Raw genomic sequence first — 15,314 nt, forward strand, 5'->3', positions numbered from 1 at the left:
CCCAACGTCCTGCACGCGATTCCGCCTCGCGACACCACAAGGCCCAGACTCGCCAAATGTGATCAACTTATGAACTCTCTCCGCTTTGAATTCAGATTTCACACCCTATTTTTCCATTAATTTTGGGATATCCGTTGACAGGAAGAGGACTCAAATCTAGCAAAGTGATCACATTGTGAATTTTGAGGATCGCCATGAGCAACCAAGAAACAGCCCGCCCCCTTGCGCCAGGTCTTGACCTCGCGGCGCTCACCTCCAAGGCCCGCGCCATTTCCGAACAGGAAGGCAAGATCTATGCCCAGCGCCGGGCACGCAGCAAAGCCATGTTCGAAAATCCCGAGACGGGCTTTTACGACCAGGTGCCGCAGCACTGGATGCGCGACTGGCCGATGCCCTTCCCCTTTGCCGTGGCAGGCGCATCCGGCAGCACCCTGACCGACATCGACGGCAATGAGCTGACCGACTTCTGCCTTGGCGATACCGGGTCGATGTTCGGCCATGCGCCGCAGCCGGTCGTCGAGGCCCTGGCGCAATCGGGCACGCGCGGCCTGACGACAATGCTGCCTTCCGGCGAAACCACCAAAGTCGGCAAACTGCTGACCGACCGCTTCGGCCCGTTTGTCTTCCAGGTTGCCGCCACCGCCAGCGACGCAAACCGCTTTGCCATTCGGGTGGCGCGGGCCGTGACCGGCCGCAAAAAGGTGCTGGTCTTTGATGGCTGCTACCACGGGGCCGTCGACGAAACGCTGGTCGATCTTGAAGATGGCAAAACCGTCCCCCGCTCGAACCTTCTGGGTCAGGTTGTAGACGTCACCACGACCAGCGTCAGCATCCCCTTCAACGACGTTGAAGCCCTGAAAGCCGCGCTGGAAACCAAAGAGATCGCGGTAGTTCTGGCTGAACCGGTGATGACCAACTGCGGCATGATCCTGCCGGACGAGGGCTACCTCGATACCCTGCGCGAGCTGACCCGCGCCAATGGCACCTTGCTGCATATCGACGAGACCCACACCATTTCGACCGGCCTTGGCGGCTACACCGCCGTGCATGGGCTGGAGCCGGATATTTTTGTCGTCGGCAAACCCGTCGGTGGCGGCATACCGGTCGCAATCTGGGGCATGTCCAAGGATGTGGCACAGGGCATGTCCGACATCCGTGCCAAGATGACCGGCATCGGCCATTCCGGCATCGGCACGACCCTGTCGGGCAGCACGCTGCAAATCGCCTGCCTGCGCGCCTGCCTCGAAGAGGTCATGACCGCAGAGGCCTACGCGACGATGAACCGCAATGCCGACCGGCTGGAGCAAGGTTTCACTGACGCGATCCGCGCCGCCGGGCTTCCCTGGCATGTCAGCCGCGTCGGGGCACGGCTCGAAATCGTCTTTTCCGCCACCCCCGTTCGCAACGCAAAAGAGGCCCACGCGGCCGAGATCGACGACATTCAGCACGCGTTGCATATCAGCCTGCTCAACCAGGGCTATCTGGTGACGCCGTTTCACAACATGGTGCTGGTCGCACCAACCACCACAGAAGCACAGATCGAAGGGCTGCTCGGCGCCTTTGAACAGGTGCTGACCCGCCTTGTCTCGCAGGAGGACGTGCAATGACCGAGAACAGACCCAATGAGGCCGCTTCCATCGAAGAAGCAGAAGCATTCCTGGCCAAACACCCCGACATCTCGGCCTTTGACCTTGTGCTGATCGACCCGAACGGGATCGCCCGCGGCAAGATCATCCGCCGCCACGAGCTGCTGGGCCTTTTCAAATCCGGCCGGCACCTGCCCGGCTCGATCCTCGGGCTCGACGTCACCGGCGAGGATGTGGACGAGACCGGGCTGGTCTGGGACGACGGCGATGCGGACCGGATTGCCTGGCCGATTGCCGGGTCGCTGGTGGAACTGCCCTGGACCTCGCCCAAGCGGGGCGAAGTCCGCGTGAGCCTTTATGAGCTTGACGGCACCCGCATGGCCGCCGATCCGCGCCACGCCCTGTCGCGCCAGATCGACGCTTTTGCGCAAATCGGCATGACCCCCGTGATGGCCTTCGAGCTGGAATTCTATCTGCTGGACGCCAGCCGCGACGCCACTGGCCGCCCGCAGGCCGCGCGGATGCCGATCACCGGCGATCTGAATTCGACCAATCAGGTCTACAGCCTTGACCCGCTCGACAATATGCAGAGCTTCATCGCCGAGCTATACGCCCATGCCGAAGTGCAGGGCCTGCCGGTCGAGACGATGATTTCCGAATACGCCCCCGGCCAATACGAGCTGACGCTGCGGCACCGGACCTCTGGCCTGCGTGCGGCGGATGATCTGATCATGCTGAAACGTCTGGTGCGGGGTCTCGCGATCCGGCACGGGATGCGCGCCAACTTCATGGCGAAACCCATGTCCGGGCGCTCCGGCTCTGGCATGCATCTGCACACCAGCCTCGCCAATGACGCGGGCGAGAACCTGATGGCGGACACCGGCGAGGCGCTGGCGCCGCTGCTGTTGAACGCGGTGGCGGGCCTGCAAAAGAACATGGCCGACTCGATGCTGCTGTTCGCGCCCAACATCAACTCCTGGCGCCGCTTCAGCAAGAACAGCTATGCACCCACCGCCGCAACCTGGGGACGCAACAACCGCAGCGTCGCGATCCGGGTCCCCGCAGGCAACCCCGCCAATCGCCACATCGAGCACCGCACTGCCGGCGTCGATGCGAACCCCTATCTGGTGGCGGCGGGCGTGCTGGGCGGCATGTATGAGGGCATTCGGGACAAACTGCTCCCCGATGCCGAAGCCACCTCCTATGACGCCGAAAGCGACTATGTGCTGCCAAAAGACTGGGCAGCGGCGATCGACCGCGCAGCGGCATCGAACTTCGTCAAAGACGCGCTTGGCGAAAAAATGGCGCATGTGTTCCTGGCCCTGCGGCAGTCGGAATACGACCGCTTCATGGCCGAGGTCACCGCGGAAGAGTTCGACTATTTCGCCAACACGATCTGACACTTTACTCGGATCCTAACGCTGGAGGGGCGCCATGCCTTCCCTGAAGACCGCCCTGGTCACCGGTGCCGGTGCACGTGACGGCATTGGCTTTGCGATCGCCCGACGTCTTGCGCAACGCGGGATGTCGGTTGCGATTGCCGGTGCCAGCGACCGCATCCACGACCGCGGAGAAGAGCTGCGCGTCGAGGGGTTCCAGATCACATCGCATGTGGCCGACCTGACCAAGGCGCAGCAGGTCGCGCGCCTGCGCGCCGAGGTCGGCCCCGTCGATGTATTGGTAAACAATGCAGGCATGGGCTCGATTGCGGCCCCTGCCATTCAACGCAGCTTTATGTCCCTCTCCGAGGCGGATTGGGACGTGGGCATCGACGTGACCCTGAAAACGGCCTTTCTCGTGACCAAGGCCTTCCTTGAGGACATGACCCAAAAGGGCCTGGGCCGGATCGTGAATATTGCCTCTGTCACCGGCCCGCTCGTCTCCAACGAAGGCGAGGCCGCCTATTCCGCAGCCAAGGCTGGCATGGTCGGCATGACCCATGCCCTGGCGCTGGAGGTTGCGCGCTATGGCGTCACGGTCAACGCCGTAGCCCCCGGATGGGTCGAAACCGGCGCCTCGACCGAAGAGGAACTAATCGCGGCGCGCCACACCCCACCAGGTCGCGCCGGTCGCCCGGATGAAATCGCCGCCGCCGCCGCTTTCCTCGCAGCGGAGGAGGCCAGCTATGTCAACGGATCCGTGCTTGTGGTGGACGGTGGCAACATCTTGCAGGAAAGCAAGGTTCAACTCGGATAATCACCCGCGCGTCTGCCCGCGGCGGGGTCGGTCGCCCGGGACGGATGGAATTGGCAAAACCCGCAGGACTGGTTAGGCTGGCCTATCGACCGGGACGTTCGGGATCGCCCCGTTCGGCACGCAGAATACGGGCACCATAGTGCCCAATCACCGTCGCAATGGCAGGACTGAATGCGAGATATTTCGACCCAGCACCAGCAGATCTATCAGACCCTGCGCGAGCAACTGATCTCCGGGCGCTTCGCCCCCGGCACAAACGTCAGCACACGCGGCATCAGCAAGACGATGGGGGTCGGCGTGATGCCGGTCCGGGGCGCCATTACACGCCTTAGCGGTGAACGCGCACTTGAAGTGCAGCGCAATGGTCGGATCTGCGTGCCAGAGCTGACCCGTAGCCGTTTTGAGGAACTGATGCAGGCCCGCCAGCAGCTGGAACCGCTCTGCGCCATGCGCGCCCTGCCCTGCATGACGGCAGAGAAAATCGCTGAAATGGAAGCCTGCGACAGGCGGATGAACGAAAGCTACGACACCGGCGATGTCGATGCCTATATGCGCGAAAACTACCAGTTTCACTTTACGCTCTACCGTGCCGGCGGCTCCGAGGTTCTGGTGCCTCTGCTGGAAAGCGTCTGGATGCAGTTCGGCCCCTTCATGCGCAGCGTCTTCAGCATGGATGAAAAATCCGACATCGTCGACAAGCATCAAATGACCCTTGAGGCGATCAGGCGCAACGACGCCGATGCGCTTGGATTGGCCATTCAGGCGGATATCATGGATGCGGTTCATCTGCTCAAGCAAACGCTGGGCGACAAGACAGAGGCGGCCGAGACGCCGACCCTCCAGGACTGAACCGCGCAAAAGCCGACACGCAGATCGCAGAATTTCTACCTACCGCCAGCAAAACCCCGTCCGAACAAGCTGGTTCGAACGTCTGCACCGGCTTGTTCGGTCGCGCGGGCCGGATCCGATCCGTATCTGGAGGCCAAACAGCAGATCGCGCTGACCTCTTTGAATACAGACCCAAGGACATACCATGCCTCTCTTCGCACCTCAGGCTCTCACGCTGGGCCCGCAATCTGTGGCCGACGCTTACACGCAGGATTCCGCAGCGCCCGGTATGATCATCTCCGTTTCCGACGGCGTGCGCTCTGCCTCTGTCGCAAGCGGGCTGAGCAATATCGAGGAGGCTGTCGCGCTCCAACCTGACCAGAGTTTCAAGATCGGCTCACAAACCAAGATGATGACCGGGGTCACGGTTCTGGAACTGGCAGAAGAGGGGCGGATTGATCTCGACCGCCCGCTGGCCGACTATATCGACCCCGCGCTGATTGCCGGGGTGGCGAATGCCGATACCGCAACGGTCAGGCAGGCGTTGCAGATGACAACGGGCATTCCGAACTACACCGCCGTTGCGCGCCCGGATGGCACGACGCTGTTTGACGTGATCACCGAAAACCCGGACGACATCATCGGCGCCGACCATATTCTTGCACTCTTGCAAGGGGTGCCCGCTACTGCCGAGATCGGGCAGGCCTATGAGTATTCCAACACCAACTATTTCTACCTCAGCAAAGTGATCGAAGCAGTCACCGGGCAGGATCTGGGAGAAGTGTTTCACGAGCGGATTTTTGCACTGCTCGGCATGGGCGACACCTACCTGGAAGATTACCGCGATAATCCTGGACTGGTGTCCTCCTATCTGGAGCTCGACGGCACCCTTGTCGATACCAGCGCCCTGCGGGTGGATGCCCATGGCGAAGGCGGTGTCGTCTCCACCGCCGCCGACATGACCCGCTTTCTGAAAGCGCTACTGGTGGACCGCACGCTGACGTCTGAAACCGTGCTTGCCACCATGACCGACTTTGATACCGCCGGTCAGGACCCGCGCGGGTTTGGCTTCAACTACGGGCTTGGCTTGATGGAATTCGAGGGCGTCGGCACGTTTGTGGGCTTTGCCGGCGGCATCTACGGCACCGACAGCGCCACCTATCTGCATGTCGAGACCGGTCAGATCATTTCGACCATGGTCAACCTCGGCAACGGGGACGCAACCGGAACCGGCGCCGCCATCAGCAGCGCCGCCACCCTCGCAGAGGATGACGCCTGGCAACAGCAGCCGCTCGGTGATCCGCTTTTGATCGAGGGCATCAGCGCGGCTGAGCTGAGCATCGACACACAGGATGGTATCTCCGTGCTGAGCGCCGACGGCGCAGGTTTTCAACTGCCAGACCACATCAAGTCCTTCGACAGCGATGATTTTGTCTTCTCGGATGGGTCGATCCTCGATCTCGGCACGGCTCGCGATGACGTGCTTGACGCATCCGGCGCAGGACATGACCAACTGCGCGGATTTGCCGGCAACGACAGGCTGAGCGGGGCCGCAGGCAATGACCAGCTCAGAGGCGGCATCGGTGCCGATACCCTGCTTGGCGGAACGGGGAAGGATCAGCTTTTTGGCGGCGCCGGGTCTGATCGGCTTTTGGGGCAAGGCGGCGATGACCTGCTTTGGGGCGGGGCCGGTCGTGATACCATATTCGGACAGAGGGGTGATGACACCTTGCGCGGTGGCGGCGGCCAGGACAGGCTCGTCGGCGGCTCTGGCGCGGATCGCCTGCTGGGACAGTCCGGCGACGACCGGCTGTCTGGCGGCGCGGGCGGTGACCGGCTCTCTGGCGGGCGGGGCGATGATCGCCTCAATGGAGGCCGCGGCAATGATCTGCTGACCGGCGGCCAGGGCGCGGATACTTTTGTGTTCGGCAAAGGTGCGGCTGACGGGCACAGCGATCACGATGTGATTTCCGACTATCAGATCGGTGTGGACAGCATCGCCCTGCTGGGGCGGACAGTCATCAGCCATTCGGTGGAGGACGCAGGTCTGACACTGGTGCTGGATGGAGACGCAGACACCATCCTCCTGCGCGGCCTCTCTGAGCTAACGGACATTGCGTTCCTTTAACCAACGTCCCCGAGCGGGGAAGGCTGCGACATTCCAAGTTCGCGGCCTTCCCATGCCCGCTTTCCGCCCTGGCACAACTGATCACGCCAGCGCCACGTTGCCGCCCAGACACAGCACTCCGGTCCAAGCAGAACCGTGACTTTGCATTTCCCGCGCAGGCGCTAGAACAGCCGAAGATGGGGGCCGCAACGCATGATCATCCTTCGGGAACAACTCTTTTGGGAATACCTCGGCGTCGCGGAGGCGCTGGCAGTTTCAACCTTCGTCCTGCTGGGCTTGCTCCTGCGGTTGCGCGACACCGACCCGCCAAGGATGCACATCTGGTCAATGATTGCCTTCTTCTCGGTCAATATCTGCGACTGCCTCGACTCCCTCGTCTATTCAGACATCTTCATCGGCCCGAGCGCGCTATACCGGTGGAATGACGTCCTGATCCCCGGATATATCGTTGCGCTCTATTTCTATGTGCGGGCCCTGACCAGCCCCACCCCCAAGCTCGCGCGTGCCGATCTTGTCCACCTCCTACCGTTCGTGGCGGGGTTTCTGTGTCTCTCGCCAGCGCTGATCCTGCCCGGAGATATCCGCATCGGGCTGGTTGACGGCGCGATTTCGGACCGCCGTCAGGACGTGATAGAGACCGGCGAAACGATATTCTGGATCGTGTGGGTCGCCATTCTCATGGTCTACGGCACCATATGTATCCGACGTCTGATCCTTCACAAACGCAATATCCGCGACGTGTTTTCCGATCTCGAAGGCAAGACCCTGCGCTGGCTTGACGCTTTGGTCGCAACGATCTTCACCATCGCATTCATCGTGATTGCCGATGAAATCGGGCAATTGCTCGGATACAACTCCCTGCGGGAGGGGATCTGGTCATTGCTCTTTGACGTGATCCTGCCCATGTCCTTCGGGATCTTTGCCCTGCGCGCCAATCCGCCCCTGCCCGGCTGGAGCGGTTCGGTGCTGAAAGAAGAAGCCGCCCCGAAAGAAGACCCGATCACCGAACCAGGCCCATCGACCTCTCGTTACGCGCGCTCGGGGCTGACCCAGCAAGACATCGAACGCTATGCGATGCGGCTGGAAAAGCGCATGGCAGAGGGGCAGCTTTGGCGTGATCACAACCTGAACCTGCGGGGCCTCGCGACGCTGATCTCGATCCCGCCGATCCACCTGTCCGAAGTGCTCAACACCAAGGTCGGCATGTCCTTTTACGACTACGTAAACCAATGCCGCATCCGCGATGCCTGTGAGCTGTTGATCCAAACCAATGAGTCGATCCTGGAGATCAGCGAGACCGTCGGTTTCAACGCAAAATCGACCTTCAACACCAGGTTCAAGAAGGTCACCGACCAGACGCCAACGCAATGGCGGGCGACGCATAAACCCTAGGTTCAGAAAAACGGAACGCCAATAAAACAAATGGCTTAGCCCCGTTCGATCCAGCTTGTTCGAACGTCCCGACCAGCCCGCCCGGTCGCGCGCAGCAGGACTGCCGCCTATTCCTTTTCACATCAGCCGACGCGCTGCTCGGACGAGCCGGGACCGCGTTGGCCCTATTGTTGAAAAGGACCCGAATATGAAATACCTGATCACGTTGCCCGCACTGCTTGCCATCGCCGCATGCGCTGACAGCGGCGCAAACCGCCAGCCGATTCTGGACGGCCCGCCGACGGCGGCATTCCAATCCGATCTGAGCGCCTGCCAGGCCCTCGCCCGCAATCAAAAACAATTCGATCAGGAAACCCTTGGCGCAGCGGTACTGGGCGCGGGTGCCGGGGCTATTCTGGGCGATATTGATGACGATTCGGATGCGCTGGGTGGCGCCATCTTTGGTGCGCTCGCCGGGGGTGCCGCCGGGGCTGTCAACGCCTCCGAACGGCGCGAAGCCATTGTTGTGGAATGCCTGCGCGGACGCGGGCACCGGGTCGTAGGCTAGGCAGTCGCAATGTCTGGCATCATCCGTCTGCGCCGACGCCGCTTCTCGGCGCTTCTGCACCTTGGCATAATCTGGCAGCGTCCGGGCGGCCCCCAGGCCACAACGGCGCAACGCGGTGTCAAAACGATGCCGGGCCTGTTTTACCCAAGGCGCGCGGGCTGACACGCATGCGGGCCAGACGGCATGCATCCTGTCCACTCCGGCGCGCGCCTCAGCCCGGAAAATGAGGAAACCGAAGACATGAAACGTGTTTTGATCGCAGGGGCGACCGGCTATCTGGGCCGGTTTCTTTGCCAAGAATACCAGACGCGCGGCTGGCATGTCACTGCCTTGGTCCGCAGATCGAGCCGCAACGGGGCACCCTCTGCGGACCGGATCATCGAGGCAGAAGCCACCTGGTCGGAAACGCTGACGGGAACGATGGCCGATATTGATCTGGTCATCTCCGCCTTGGGGATCACGCGCCAGGCAGATGGTGTCGGCTATTGGGATGTCGATTACCAGGCCAATGTGAACCTCCTGGAAGAAGCAATACGCAGCCCTGTCACGCGCTTTGCCTATGTCCACGTTCTGAACGCCGACCGCATGGATCACGTGCCCCTTGTCGCAGCAAAGGCCGCCTTTGTGCGCAGGCTTCAGACCGCCGATCTTGCCTCCACGGTGATCGCACCCACCGGGTATTTTTCCGATATGGGAGATTTCCTGACGATGGCGCAGGCCGGGCGCGTCTGGTTGTTCGGAAACGGACAATACCGGATCAACCCGATCCATGGCGCCGACCTTGCGGCGGCGATCTTTGACACCATTGAACGGGGCTCTGCCGGGGCGGACATCGGCGGGCCGGAGACCTTTACGCAGAACGATCTTGCCAGGCTGTGCTTTGATGTTCTGGGCTCCCGCCCCCGGATAACCCATCTGCCGGATGTCCTACGACGTTGCGCGCTCTTCCTGCTTCCCAGGCTTGCCCCCCGCCGGATCGCCGGCCCAGCGCAGTTCTTTCTGAGCGCCGCCGCAATGAACATGACCGCACCCGCGTCCGGGACGCGCAAGCTGGTGGATCATTTCAAATCAATGACAGAGCACGGCGAGTAGCCCTCTGCCCCGATTGAATCTTTAGACTGAGAACATTCATGAAACTTCAAACACTTGGAGCCATTGCCGGCCTCACCTGCGCCGCCACATATCTGTTCGGCTTTGCCGGTTTGGTCGCGGTGCTGGCGCCGTTCGGCTATGGCACGCAAGACATCAACGCAGAAGCGGTCGTGAGGTTCATAGAGGCCAACAGCGGTTTTCTGATCCTTTGGAACAGTGTGATCTATATTCTGAACGGACTGGCCCTGGCGGTTCTGGTCGTTGCGATACATGCAAGGTTGCGCAGGGCCACGGCAGATTGGGCAACCATGACCGGTGCGCTCGGGGTGATCTGGGCGACATTGGTGATCGGGGCCGGCATGATCGGCAATGTCGCGGTGGAACGTGCCGCCCATCTGGCACCGATCGACTTTGATCGCGCCGTGTCGCTTTGGGAGACCCTGCATGCGGTCGAGCTTGGCCTCGGCGGCGGCAATGAAATCGCCGGAGGGCTCTGGATCGGCTGCGTCAGCCTTGTTGGCCTCGCAGCGCGCAAGCTTGGCAAAGTGACCGCTGGCCTTGGCTTGCTCAGCGGGGCCGGCGGGATTGCAACCCTGTTTGCGCCGATAGGGGATATCGCCGGGGCACTCTTTGGGATTGGGGCCTTCGCCTGGTTCATCGCAACAGGGCTGACGCTGATCCGCAGTCGTCAAGCCCCGGCAGCGCGGTCCACACCGTAATCGCCGCAGAGTTCGGCCAACACCGCATGGAGCCGCGCGATGATCTCGGCGCGCGGCGAGGTCGTTCTCTCCACAATGCCGATCTGACGGGTCACCTGCGGGTGGCCGAAGGGAAGACGCGTGATATCAAGGTCTTCGGGTTCCTGAAGCGCCACATGCGGCACCACCGATATGCCCAGCCCCTGGCGCACACCGGTCACGATCGAGCCGATCGTGTCGATCTCGGCCACATCATTCGTCACCACTCCCAGACGGGACAGCTCAGTGTCGATGAGATTGGCCAGCGGCACCGCGCTTCGAAAACGGATATAGGGGCGGGTGTTCAGCAGGTTGATCGGATCGCTTGCCTCCATCCCGCGCGGCGCAATCAGCCAGAGCGGCTCGCGCAGGAACGGACTCCACCGCAGGGCGCTGGGAAATCCGAGATGTTCGGCGACGATGGCCGCATCCAGCCGCCCAGCGGCCACATCCGCGATGAGCGTGGACGACAGCGAAACACGCAGGTTTGGCTTGAGATCAGGATAGCGCTGGCGCATCTGCACCAGCGCCCGCGGCAGCAGGTTCAGCGCGCTTGAGCGCACCGAGCCCAGCATCAGCGTCCCGGCGATCTGATCGCCCCGCAGGCTGGCCTTGGTGTCCTCTTCGCGGCGGAGGATATCGCGTGCCATTTCAATAACCTGAAGCCCCTCGGGCGTGGTTCTGGGCGGACGGGTGCTGCGGTCAAAGATGGTCACGCGCAGCTCCTCCTCCAGCGCGTGAACCTGCTGGCTGACAGCCGAAGGCGTGAGGCCAACCACATCCGCCGCCTGCGCAAAGGTGCCATGCGACTGAATGGCCAAAAGAGTCCTGAGTTGCCGGGTATCCATCATCAAATCCATTTTTTCTAAATCTAATAACCAGAATTACGCGCTTTTGTGAAGACATTCTTGGCATTACGATAGCCCACCAAGGAGGACACCCGCAGCCCGGTTTGGGAGGCCGCTGTGGGCCATTCGACAGACAATGACACGAAATGGCGCGCCCCGACGCTTCGGGACGCTATGGAGACACGCGCGATGAGCAAAACAATCCTCGTAACGGGGCCTGACCTCGATCCGGCCGCTGCCCGCCTGGTGGCGGAACACGGGTATCAGACGGTGCATACCCCACCCTACGCCGACAGCGCGGTGATTTCTGACTATCTCCAGCAGACCGGCGCCGAGGGCATCGTCTCCCGCATGGGCCGTCTGGATGCCGCCGTGATGGATGCGGCGCCGCAGATCAAGGTGATCTCCAAACACGGGGTCGGGGTTGACAATATCGACATCCAGGCCGCCGCAGAACGGGGCATCCCGGTGCTGGTCGCCACTGGCGCCAATGCGGTATCGGTGGCCGAACATGCCATCGCGCTGTTGCTGGCGACGGTCAAGCGCGTGCTGCCGCTGGATGCCGGGCTGCGCGCCGGTCGTTGGGAAAAACCGGGGTTTTCGGGCCGCGAGATCGCCGGATCGACCATGGGCCTGATGGGCATGGGCGCGATTGCGCAGGCAACAGGCCGCATCGCGCAGGGATTGGGCCTTCAGCTGGTCGGGTTTGACCCATTTGCCCCCGACAGCGCCTTTGAAGAGCTGGGCGTCATCCGCTGCTACAGCTTCGAGGACATGCTGACGCGGAGCGATATCCTCTCCCTGCACTGCCCGCTGACCGAACAAACCCGTGGCATCCTGAACGCCGAGGCGCTGGCGCGGATGCCTGCCGGCTCCTACGTCATCAATACCGCACGCGGTGGCCTGATAGACGAGGACGCCCTGGTGGCCGCGATCCAGAGCGGCCATCTCGCGGGCGCCGGGCTGGACACGTTCGCGGTTGAACCGCCCGAAGCCGACCATCCCTTCTTTGCCCTGCCGGAAATCGTGCTGACGCCCCATATCGGCGGCGTCACCCGCCAGGCCGGGGCGCGCGTCGGCGTCGATGCGGTGCGCGGCATCTTCCAGATCCTGAGCGGCCAGCCCGTCGCCCCCGAACGTATCATCAACCGCAAATTGCTGGCCGCCGCGCAGGCGGCGCCGGCCAACAACATGGAGAAATAACCATGACCATCGGATTCCGTATCCTCAACCGTGACCGCGTCGCCCCGGCCGAGCTCGTCGCCGAATTCGCCAAGCTGCCCGTCGCCAACGTATCCGACAGCATGTCGCGCATGACCGCCGCCGGCCCGACCATGCGCCCGATGCACAGTTCTGGCGGCATGGCGGGCGTCGCCCTGACGGTCAAGGCGCGCCCCGGCGACAACCTGATGCTGCACAAGGCCATCGACATGGCACAGCCCGGCGATGTGATCGTCATGGACGCCGGGGGCGACACGTCCAATGCTCTGTTCGGCGAGATGATGCTGGCCTACGCGATCAAGCGCGGCGTGGCCGGGCTGGTGTTGAATGGCGCAATCCGCGATTCGGACGCGATGAAAGAGGTCAATCACCCGGTCTTCGCCGCCGGTGTGACCCATCGCGGCCCCTACAAGGACGGCCCCGGTGAAATCAACGTGCCCGTCGCCATCGACGGCATGGTCATTCATCCCGGCGACATCATCATCGGCGACGGCGACGGCGTGCTCTGCGTGCCGATCGATGCGGCCGAGGGCATCCTCAAGAAAGCGCAGGCAAAGCTGGCGGCAGAAACCGCACAGATGCAGGCCATCGCCGAAGGCAAGAACGACCGATCCTGGGTTGATGCAACCCTGACAAAACTCGGTTGCGCTTTGCCCAAAGACTGAACCACCAAGAGACAATCCGCATGAACAGGAGGAGTCACATGCTGAATATCTTCAAGAAAACCGCCATCGCAGGTGCGATGTGCCTTGCCGCAGGCGCGGCGCTGGCCGAATACCCGGAAAAGCCGATCGAGGTGATCGTCGGCTATTCCGCCGGCGGCGGCACCGATGTGATGGCACGCACCGCCGCGCCCTTTATCGAAAAATACCTTGGCGAGGGGGCCAGCCTCGTCGTCAAGAACATGCCCGGCGCCTCTGGCCAGATTGGCGTGACCGAGGCGGCCAATGCTGAACCCGATGGCTACACGCTTGGCACCTTCAACCTGCCCGGCATGATGGCACGCACCATCGACCGCGAGGCGGATTACGACCGCGACAGCTTTACCTACCTTGCCAATGTTGTGAATGACCCCAACGTCATCGTCACCTCCAAGGACAGCGGCCTGGACACGCTGGACAAGCTGATCGCCGAAGCCAAGGAAAACCCCTTTGCCGTGACCGTCGGCATGTCGTCTTTGGGCGGCGATGACCATTTTGCGCTGATCAAGCTGCAAAACGCGACCGAGACCGAGTTCACCATCGTACCGTTCAAGGGCTCTGCCCCCGCGCGCACCGCGCTGCTGGGTGGCCACGTTGCCATGGGCATTCTGAACATCTCCGAAGTGGCCGAATTCCAGGACCAGCTGAACGTGCTGGGCGTCGCCACCAAGGAACGTTCGCCCTTCGCACCCGACCTGCCGACCTTCAAGGAACAGGGACTCGATCTGGTGAACGGTTCCATGCGCGGCTTTATCGCGCCTGCGGGCCTGCCCGAAGATGTGAAGGCCAAGCTGATTGAAGCCTTCACTCAGCTGTCCAGCGATCAGGAGTTCCTCGACGCCATGGCCGCGACCGCAAACCCGGTCGAAGTCGTGACCGGCGATGATTTCAAACAACTGACCTCTGATCTCTATGACCTCGCCAACGGCGTGTGGGAAACCACCCCCTGGAACTGAGGCCAAATGCGTGAGGGAGCTTTCTCTCTCACGCCCACCCCCTCCCTCACATCAAGAGCAATCCCATGCCCGAGAGCCGTAATTCCCGCCTGACAAGGCCCGAGACCCTGACCGCGCTCGGTATCATCGTGGTCGCCGCCGGGTTCCTGATCCCGACCTATGATTTGCGCGCCATTTCCGCGCTGCTGCCTGCCGCCATGCTGATCGGCCTGATCGTGCTGTCGGTCGCCCTCCTGGTTGCGGATCAACGCAAGGCCAGCGCGGGCAAGGATGCCGAGCCCATGACCAAATCGCCAAAGCGGGTGATCGGGGCGTTCCTGCTGATCGTCAGCTATGCGATCGCCACCGATTTCATCGGCTTTTACATCAGCACTGCCGTGACGATCCCGCTGGTGGCGTGGATCTTCGGCTATCGCAGCCCCATCGGCCTTTTGATCGCGACGGTGATCGTCGTCGGCACGATCTGGGCGATCTTTGATTTCGGGATGTCGCAGGACTTTCCCACTGGCCGTTTTTGGGGGCGCTGAACCATGTATGCTGATCTTCTTCACGCCCTGCCCAACGTCTTTGCCCTGACGAATTTTGCCGCCGTCATCATCGGTGTGATCGCGGGCATTGTCGTCGGCGCCATGCCGGGTCTCTCGGCGACCATGGCGATCTCTGTCCTCGTGCCCTTCACCTTTGGTCTTGAGCCGCTTGTCGCGCTCGGCCTGATGGCGGGCATTTACAACGGCGCGATGTATGGCGGCGCGATCCCGGCTGTGCTTTTGCGCATCCCCGGCACCCCTGCCGCTGTCGCCACCACCTTTGATGGCTACCCGATGGCGCAAAAGGGCGAAGGCGGTTTCGCCCTGCAAGTCGCGGTCGTCTCCTCGTCCATCGGCGGCATCGCCTCGGCCTTTGCGCTGATGCTGCTGGCCCCGCCTTTGTCCAAGGTCACGCTGCTGTTCGGCCCCTCCGAAGTGTTCTGGGTCGCGGTCTTCGGGCTTGCCTCGATCATCTTCCTCTTGGGGGGCAACCCGATCAAGGGGCTGATTTCGGCTTGTTTCGGGGTCTTCGTCTCGGTCATCGGATCCGACCCG

General features: G+C 62.3%; 15 protein-coding genes. 14 read left to right on the forward strand and 1 reads right to left on the reverse strand.

Features of this window, described 5'->3' with window-relative positions; all coding sequences use genetic code 11:
• The first annotated feature begins 194 nt into the window (after positions 1 to 194).
• The 9 genes from HCZ87_RS04390 (at position 195) to HCZ87_RS04430 (ending at position 10,488) form a co-directional block, all read left to right on the forward strand.
• Positions 195 to 1,607, forward strand: a complete 1,413-nt coding sequence (locus HCZ87_RS04390; protein WP_167642555.1) for an aspartate aminotransferase family protein — start codon at positions 195 to 197, stop codon at positions 1,605 to 1,607.
• Positions 1,604 to 2,986, forward strand: a complete 1,383-nt coding sequence (locus tag HCZ87_RS04395) for a glutamine synthetase family protein (protein WP_167642556.1) — start codon at positions 1,604 to 1,606, stop codon at positions 2,984 to 2,986. Before HCZ87_RS04390 ends, HCZ87_RS04395 begins: the two co-directional genes overlap by 4 nt.
• A 34-nt stretch (positions 2,987 to 3,020) precedes the next feature.
• Positions 3,021 to 3,782, forward strand: a complete 762-nt coding sequence (locus tag HCZ87_RS04400) for an SDR family NAD(P)-dependent oxidoreductase (RefSeq protein WP_167642557.1) — start codon at positions 3,021 to 3,023, stop codon at positions 3,780 to 3,782.
• Between the two features lie 171 nt (positions 3,783 to 3,953).
• Positions 3,954 to 4,631 carry a GntR family transcriptional regulator gene (locus tag HCZ87_RS04405; protein WP_167642558.1) on the forward strand — a complete coding sequence of 226 codons (678 nt, stop codon included), beginning with the start codon at positions 3,954 to 3,956 and terminating at the stop codon, positions 4,629 to 4,631.
• A gap of 184 nt (positions 4,632 to 4,815) precedes the next feature.
• Positions 4,816 to 6,738: a serine hydrolase gene (locus HCZ87_RS04410; RefSeq protein ID WP_167642559.1), complete on the forward strand. Its 1,923-nt coding sequence runs from the start codon at positions 4,816 to 4,818 to the stop codon at positions 6,736 to 6,738.
• Positions 6,739 to 6,930: 192 nt separating this feature from the next.
• Positions 6,931 to 8,130, forward strand: a complete 1,200-nt coding sequence (locus HCZ87_RS04415; RefSeq protein WP_167642560.1) for an AraC family transcriptional regulator — start codon at positions 6,931 to 6,933, stop codon at positions 8,128 to 8,130.
• 187 nt (positions 8,131 to 8,317) lie between these two features.
• Positions 8,318 to 8,677, forward strand: coding sequence for a glycine zipper family protein (locus tag HCZ87_RS04420; RefSeq protein WP_167642561.1), 360 nt, complete (start codon positions 8,318 to 8,320; stop codon positions 8,675 to 8,677).
• A 240-nt stretch (positions 8,678 to 8,917) separates the two neighbouring features.
• On the forward strand, positions 8,918 to 9,769 hold the full coding sequence (locus HCZ87_RS04425; protein ID WP_167642562.1) for an SDR family oxidoreductase: 852 nt from the start codon (positions 8,918 to 8,920) through the stop codon (positions 9,767 to 9,769).
• A 38-nt stretch (positions 9,770 to 9,807) separates the two neighbouring features.
• Positions 9,808 to 10,488, forward strand: coding sequence for a DUF4386 family protein (locus HCZ87_RS04430; protein WP_167642563.1), 681 nt, complete (start codon positions 9,808 to 9,810; stop codon positions 10,486 to 10,488).
• Here HCZ87_RS04430 and HCZ87_RS04435 read toward each other — a convergent pair.
• Positions 10,458 to 11,354: a LysR family transcriptional regulator gene (locus HCZ87_RS04435; RefSeq protein ID WP_167642564.1), complete on the reverse strand. Its 897-nt coding sequence runs from the start codon at positions 11,352 to 11,354 to the stop codon at positions 10,458 to 10,460. The two genes, HCZ87_RS04430 and HCZ87_RS04435, sit on opposite strands and share 31 nt — an antisense overlap.
• A gap of 189 nt (positions 11,355 to 11,543) precedes the next feature.
• On the opposite strand from HCZ87_RS04435, the gene HCZ87_RS04440 reads away from it, so the two are divergent.
• The 5 genes from HCZ87_RS04440 to HCZ87_RS04460 all read left to right on the forward strand — a co-directional run.
• Complete coding sequence (locus tag HCZ87_RS04440) at positions 11,544 to 12,557, forward strand: hydroxyacid dehydrogenase (protein ID WP_167642565.1); 1,014 nt, start codon at positions 11,544 to 11,546, stop codon at positions 12,555 to 12,557.
• A gap of 2 nt (positions 12,558 to 12,559) precedes the next feature.
• A complete protein-coding gene (locus tag HCZ87_RS04445; RefSeq protein WP_175582149.1) occupies positions 12,560 to 13,240 on the forward strand; it encodes an RraA family protein in 681 nt (226 codons plus the stop codon).
• A 38-nt stretch (positions 13,241 to 13,278) separates the two neighbouring features.
• Positions 13,279 to 14,232: a tripartite tricarboxylate transporter substrate binding protein gene (locus HCZ87_RS04450; protein WP_167642566.1), complete on the forward strand. Its 954-nt coding sequence runs from the start codon at positions 13,279 to 13,281 to the stop codon at positions 14,230 to 14,232.
• A gap of 65 nt (positions 14,233 to 14,297) precedes the next feature.
• The gene (locus HCZ87_RS04455; protein WP_167642567.1) at positions 14,298 to 14,759 is read left to right on the forward strand and encodes a tripartite tricarboxylate transporter TctB family protein; all 462 of its coding nucleotides are present in this window, start codon (positions 14,298 to 14,300) and stop codon (positions 14,757 to 14,759) included.
• A gap of 3 nt (positions 14,760 to 14,762) precedes the next feature.
• The coding region (locus HCZ87_RS04460) for a tripartite tricarboxylate transporter permease (RefSeq protein ID WP_175582150.1) at positions 14,763 to 15,314 on the forward strand (552 nt) is incomplete at its 3' end.

The organism is Phaeobacter sp. HF9A (assembly GCF_011806385.1).
Classification (GTDB): Bacteria; Pseudomonadota; Alphaproteobacteria; order Rhodobacterales; family Rhodobacteraceae; genus Epibacterium.

Bases quoted from the DNA above. Each gene is read 5' to 3' on its own strand.
- HCZ87_RS04435 (WP_167642564.1), bottom strand. From the start codon at position 11,354: ATGGATACCCGGCAACTCAGGACTCTTTTGGCCATTCAGTCGCATGGC.
- HCZ87_RS04395 (WP_167642556.1), top strand. From the start codon at position 1,604: ATGACCGAGAACAGACCCAATGAGGCCGCTTCCATCGAAGAAGCAGAA.
- HCZ87_RS04430 (WP_167642563.1), top strand. From the start codon at position 9,808: ATGAAACTTCAAACACTTGGAGCCATTGCCGGCCTCACCTGCGCCGCC.
- HCZ87_RS04445 (WP_175582149.1), top strand. From the start codon at position 12,560: ATGACCATCGGATTCCGTATCCTCAACCGTGACCGCGTCGCCCCGGCC.
- HCZ87_RS04440 (WP_167642565.1), top strand. From the start codon at position 11,544: ATGAGCAAAACAATCCTCGTAACGGGGCCTGACCTCGATCCGGCCGCT.
- HCZ87_RS04410 (WP_167642559.1), top strand. From the start codon at position 4,816: ATGCCTCTCTTCGCACCTCAGGCTCTCACGCTGGGCCCGCAATCTGTG.
- HCZ87_RS04415 (WP_167642560.1), top strand. From the start codon at position 6,931: ATGATCATCCTTCGGGAACAACTCTTTTGGGAATACCTCGGCGTCGCG.
- HCZ87_RS04390 (WP_167642555.1), top strand. From the start codon at position 195: ATGAGCAACCAAGAAACAGCCCGCCCCCTTGCGCCAGGTCTTGACCTC.
- HCZ87_RS04420 (WP_167642561.1), top strand. From the start codon at position 8,318: ATGAAATACCTGATCACGTTGCCCGCACTGCTTGCCATCGCCGCATGC.
- HCZ87_RS04400 (WP_167642557.1), top strand. From the start codon at position 3,021: ATGCCTTCCCTGAAGACCGCCCTGGTCACCGGTGCCGGTGCACGTGAC.
- HCZ87_RS04405 (WP_167642558.1), top strand. From the start codon at position 3,954: ATGCGAGATATTTCGACCCAGCACCAGCAGATCTATCAGACCCTGCGC.
- HCZ87_RS04455 (WP_167642567.1), top strand. From the start codon at position 14,298: ATGCCCGAGAGCCGTAATTCCCGCCTGACAAGGCCCGAGACCCTGACC.
- HCZ87_RS04450 (WP_167642566.1), top strand. From the start codon at position 13,279: ATGCTGAATATCTTCAAGAAAACCGCCATCGCAGGTGCGATGTGCCTT.
- HCZ87_RS04425 (WP_167642562.1), top strand. From the start codon at position 8,918: ATGAAACGTGTTTTGATCGCAGGGGCGACCGGCTATCTGGGCCGGTTT.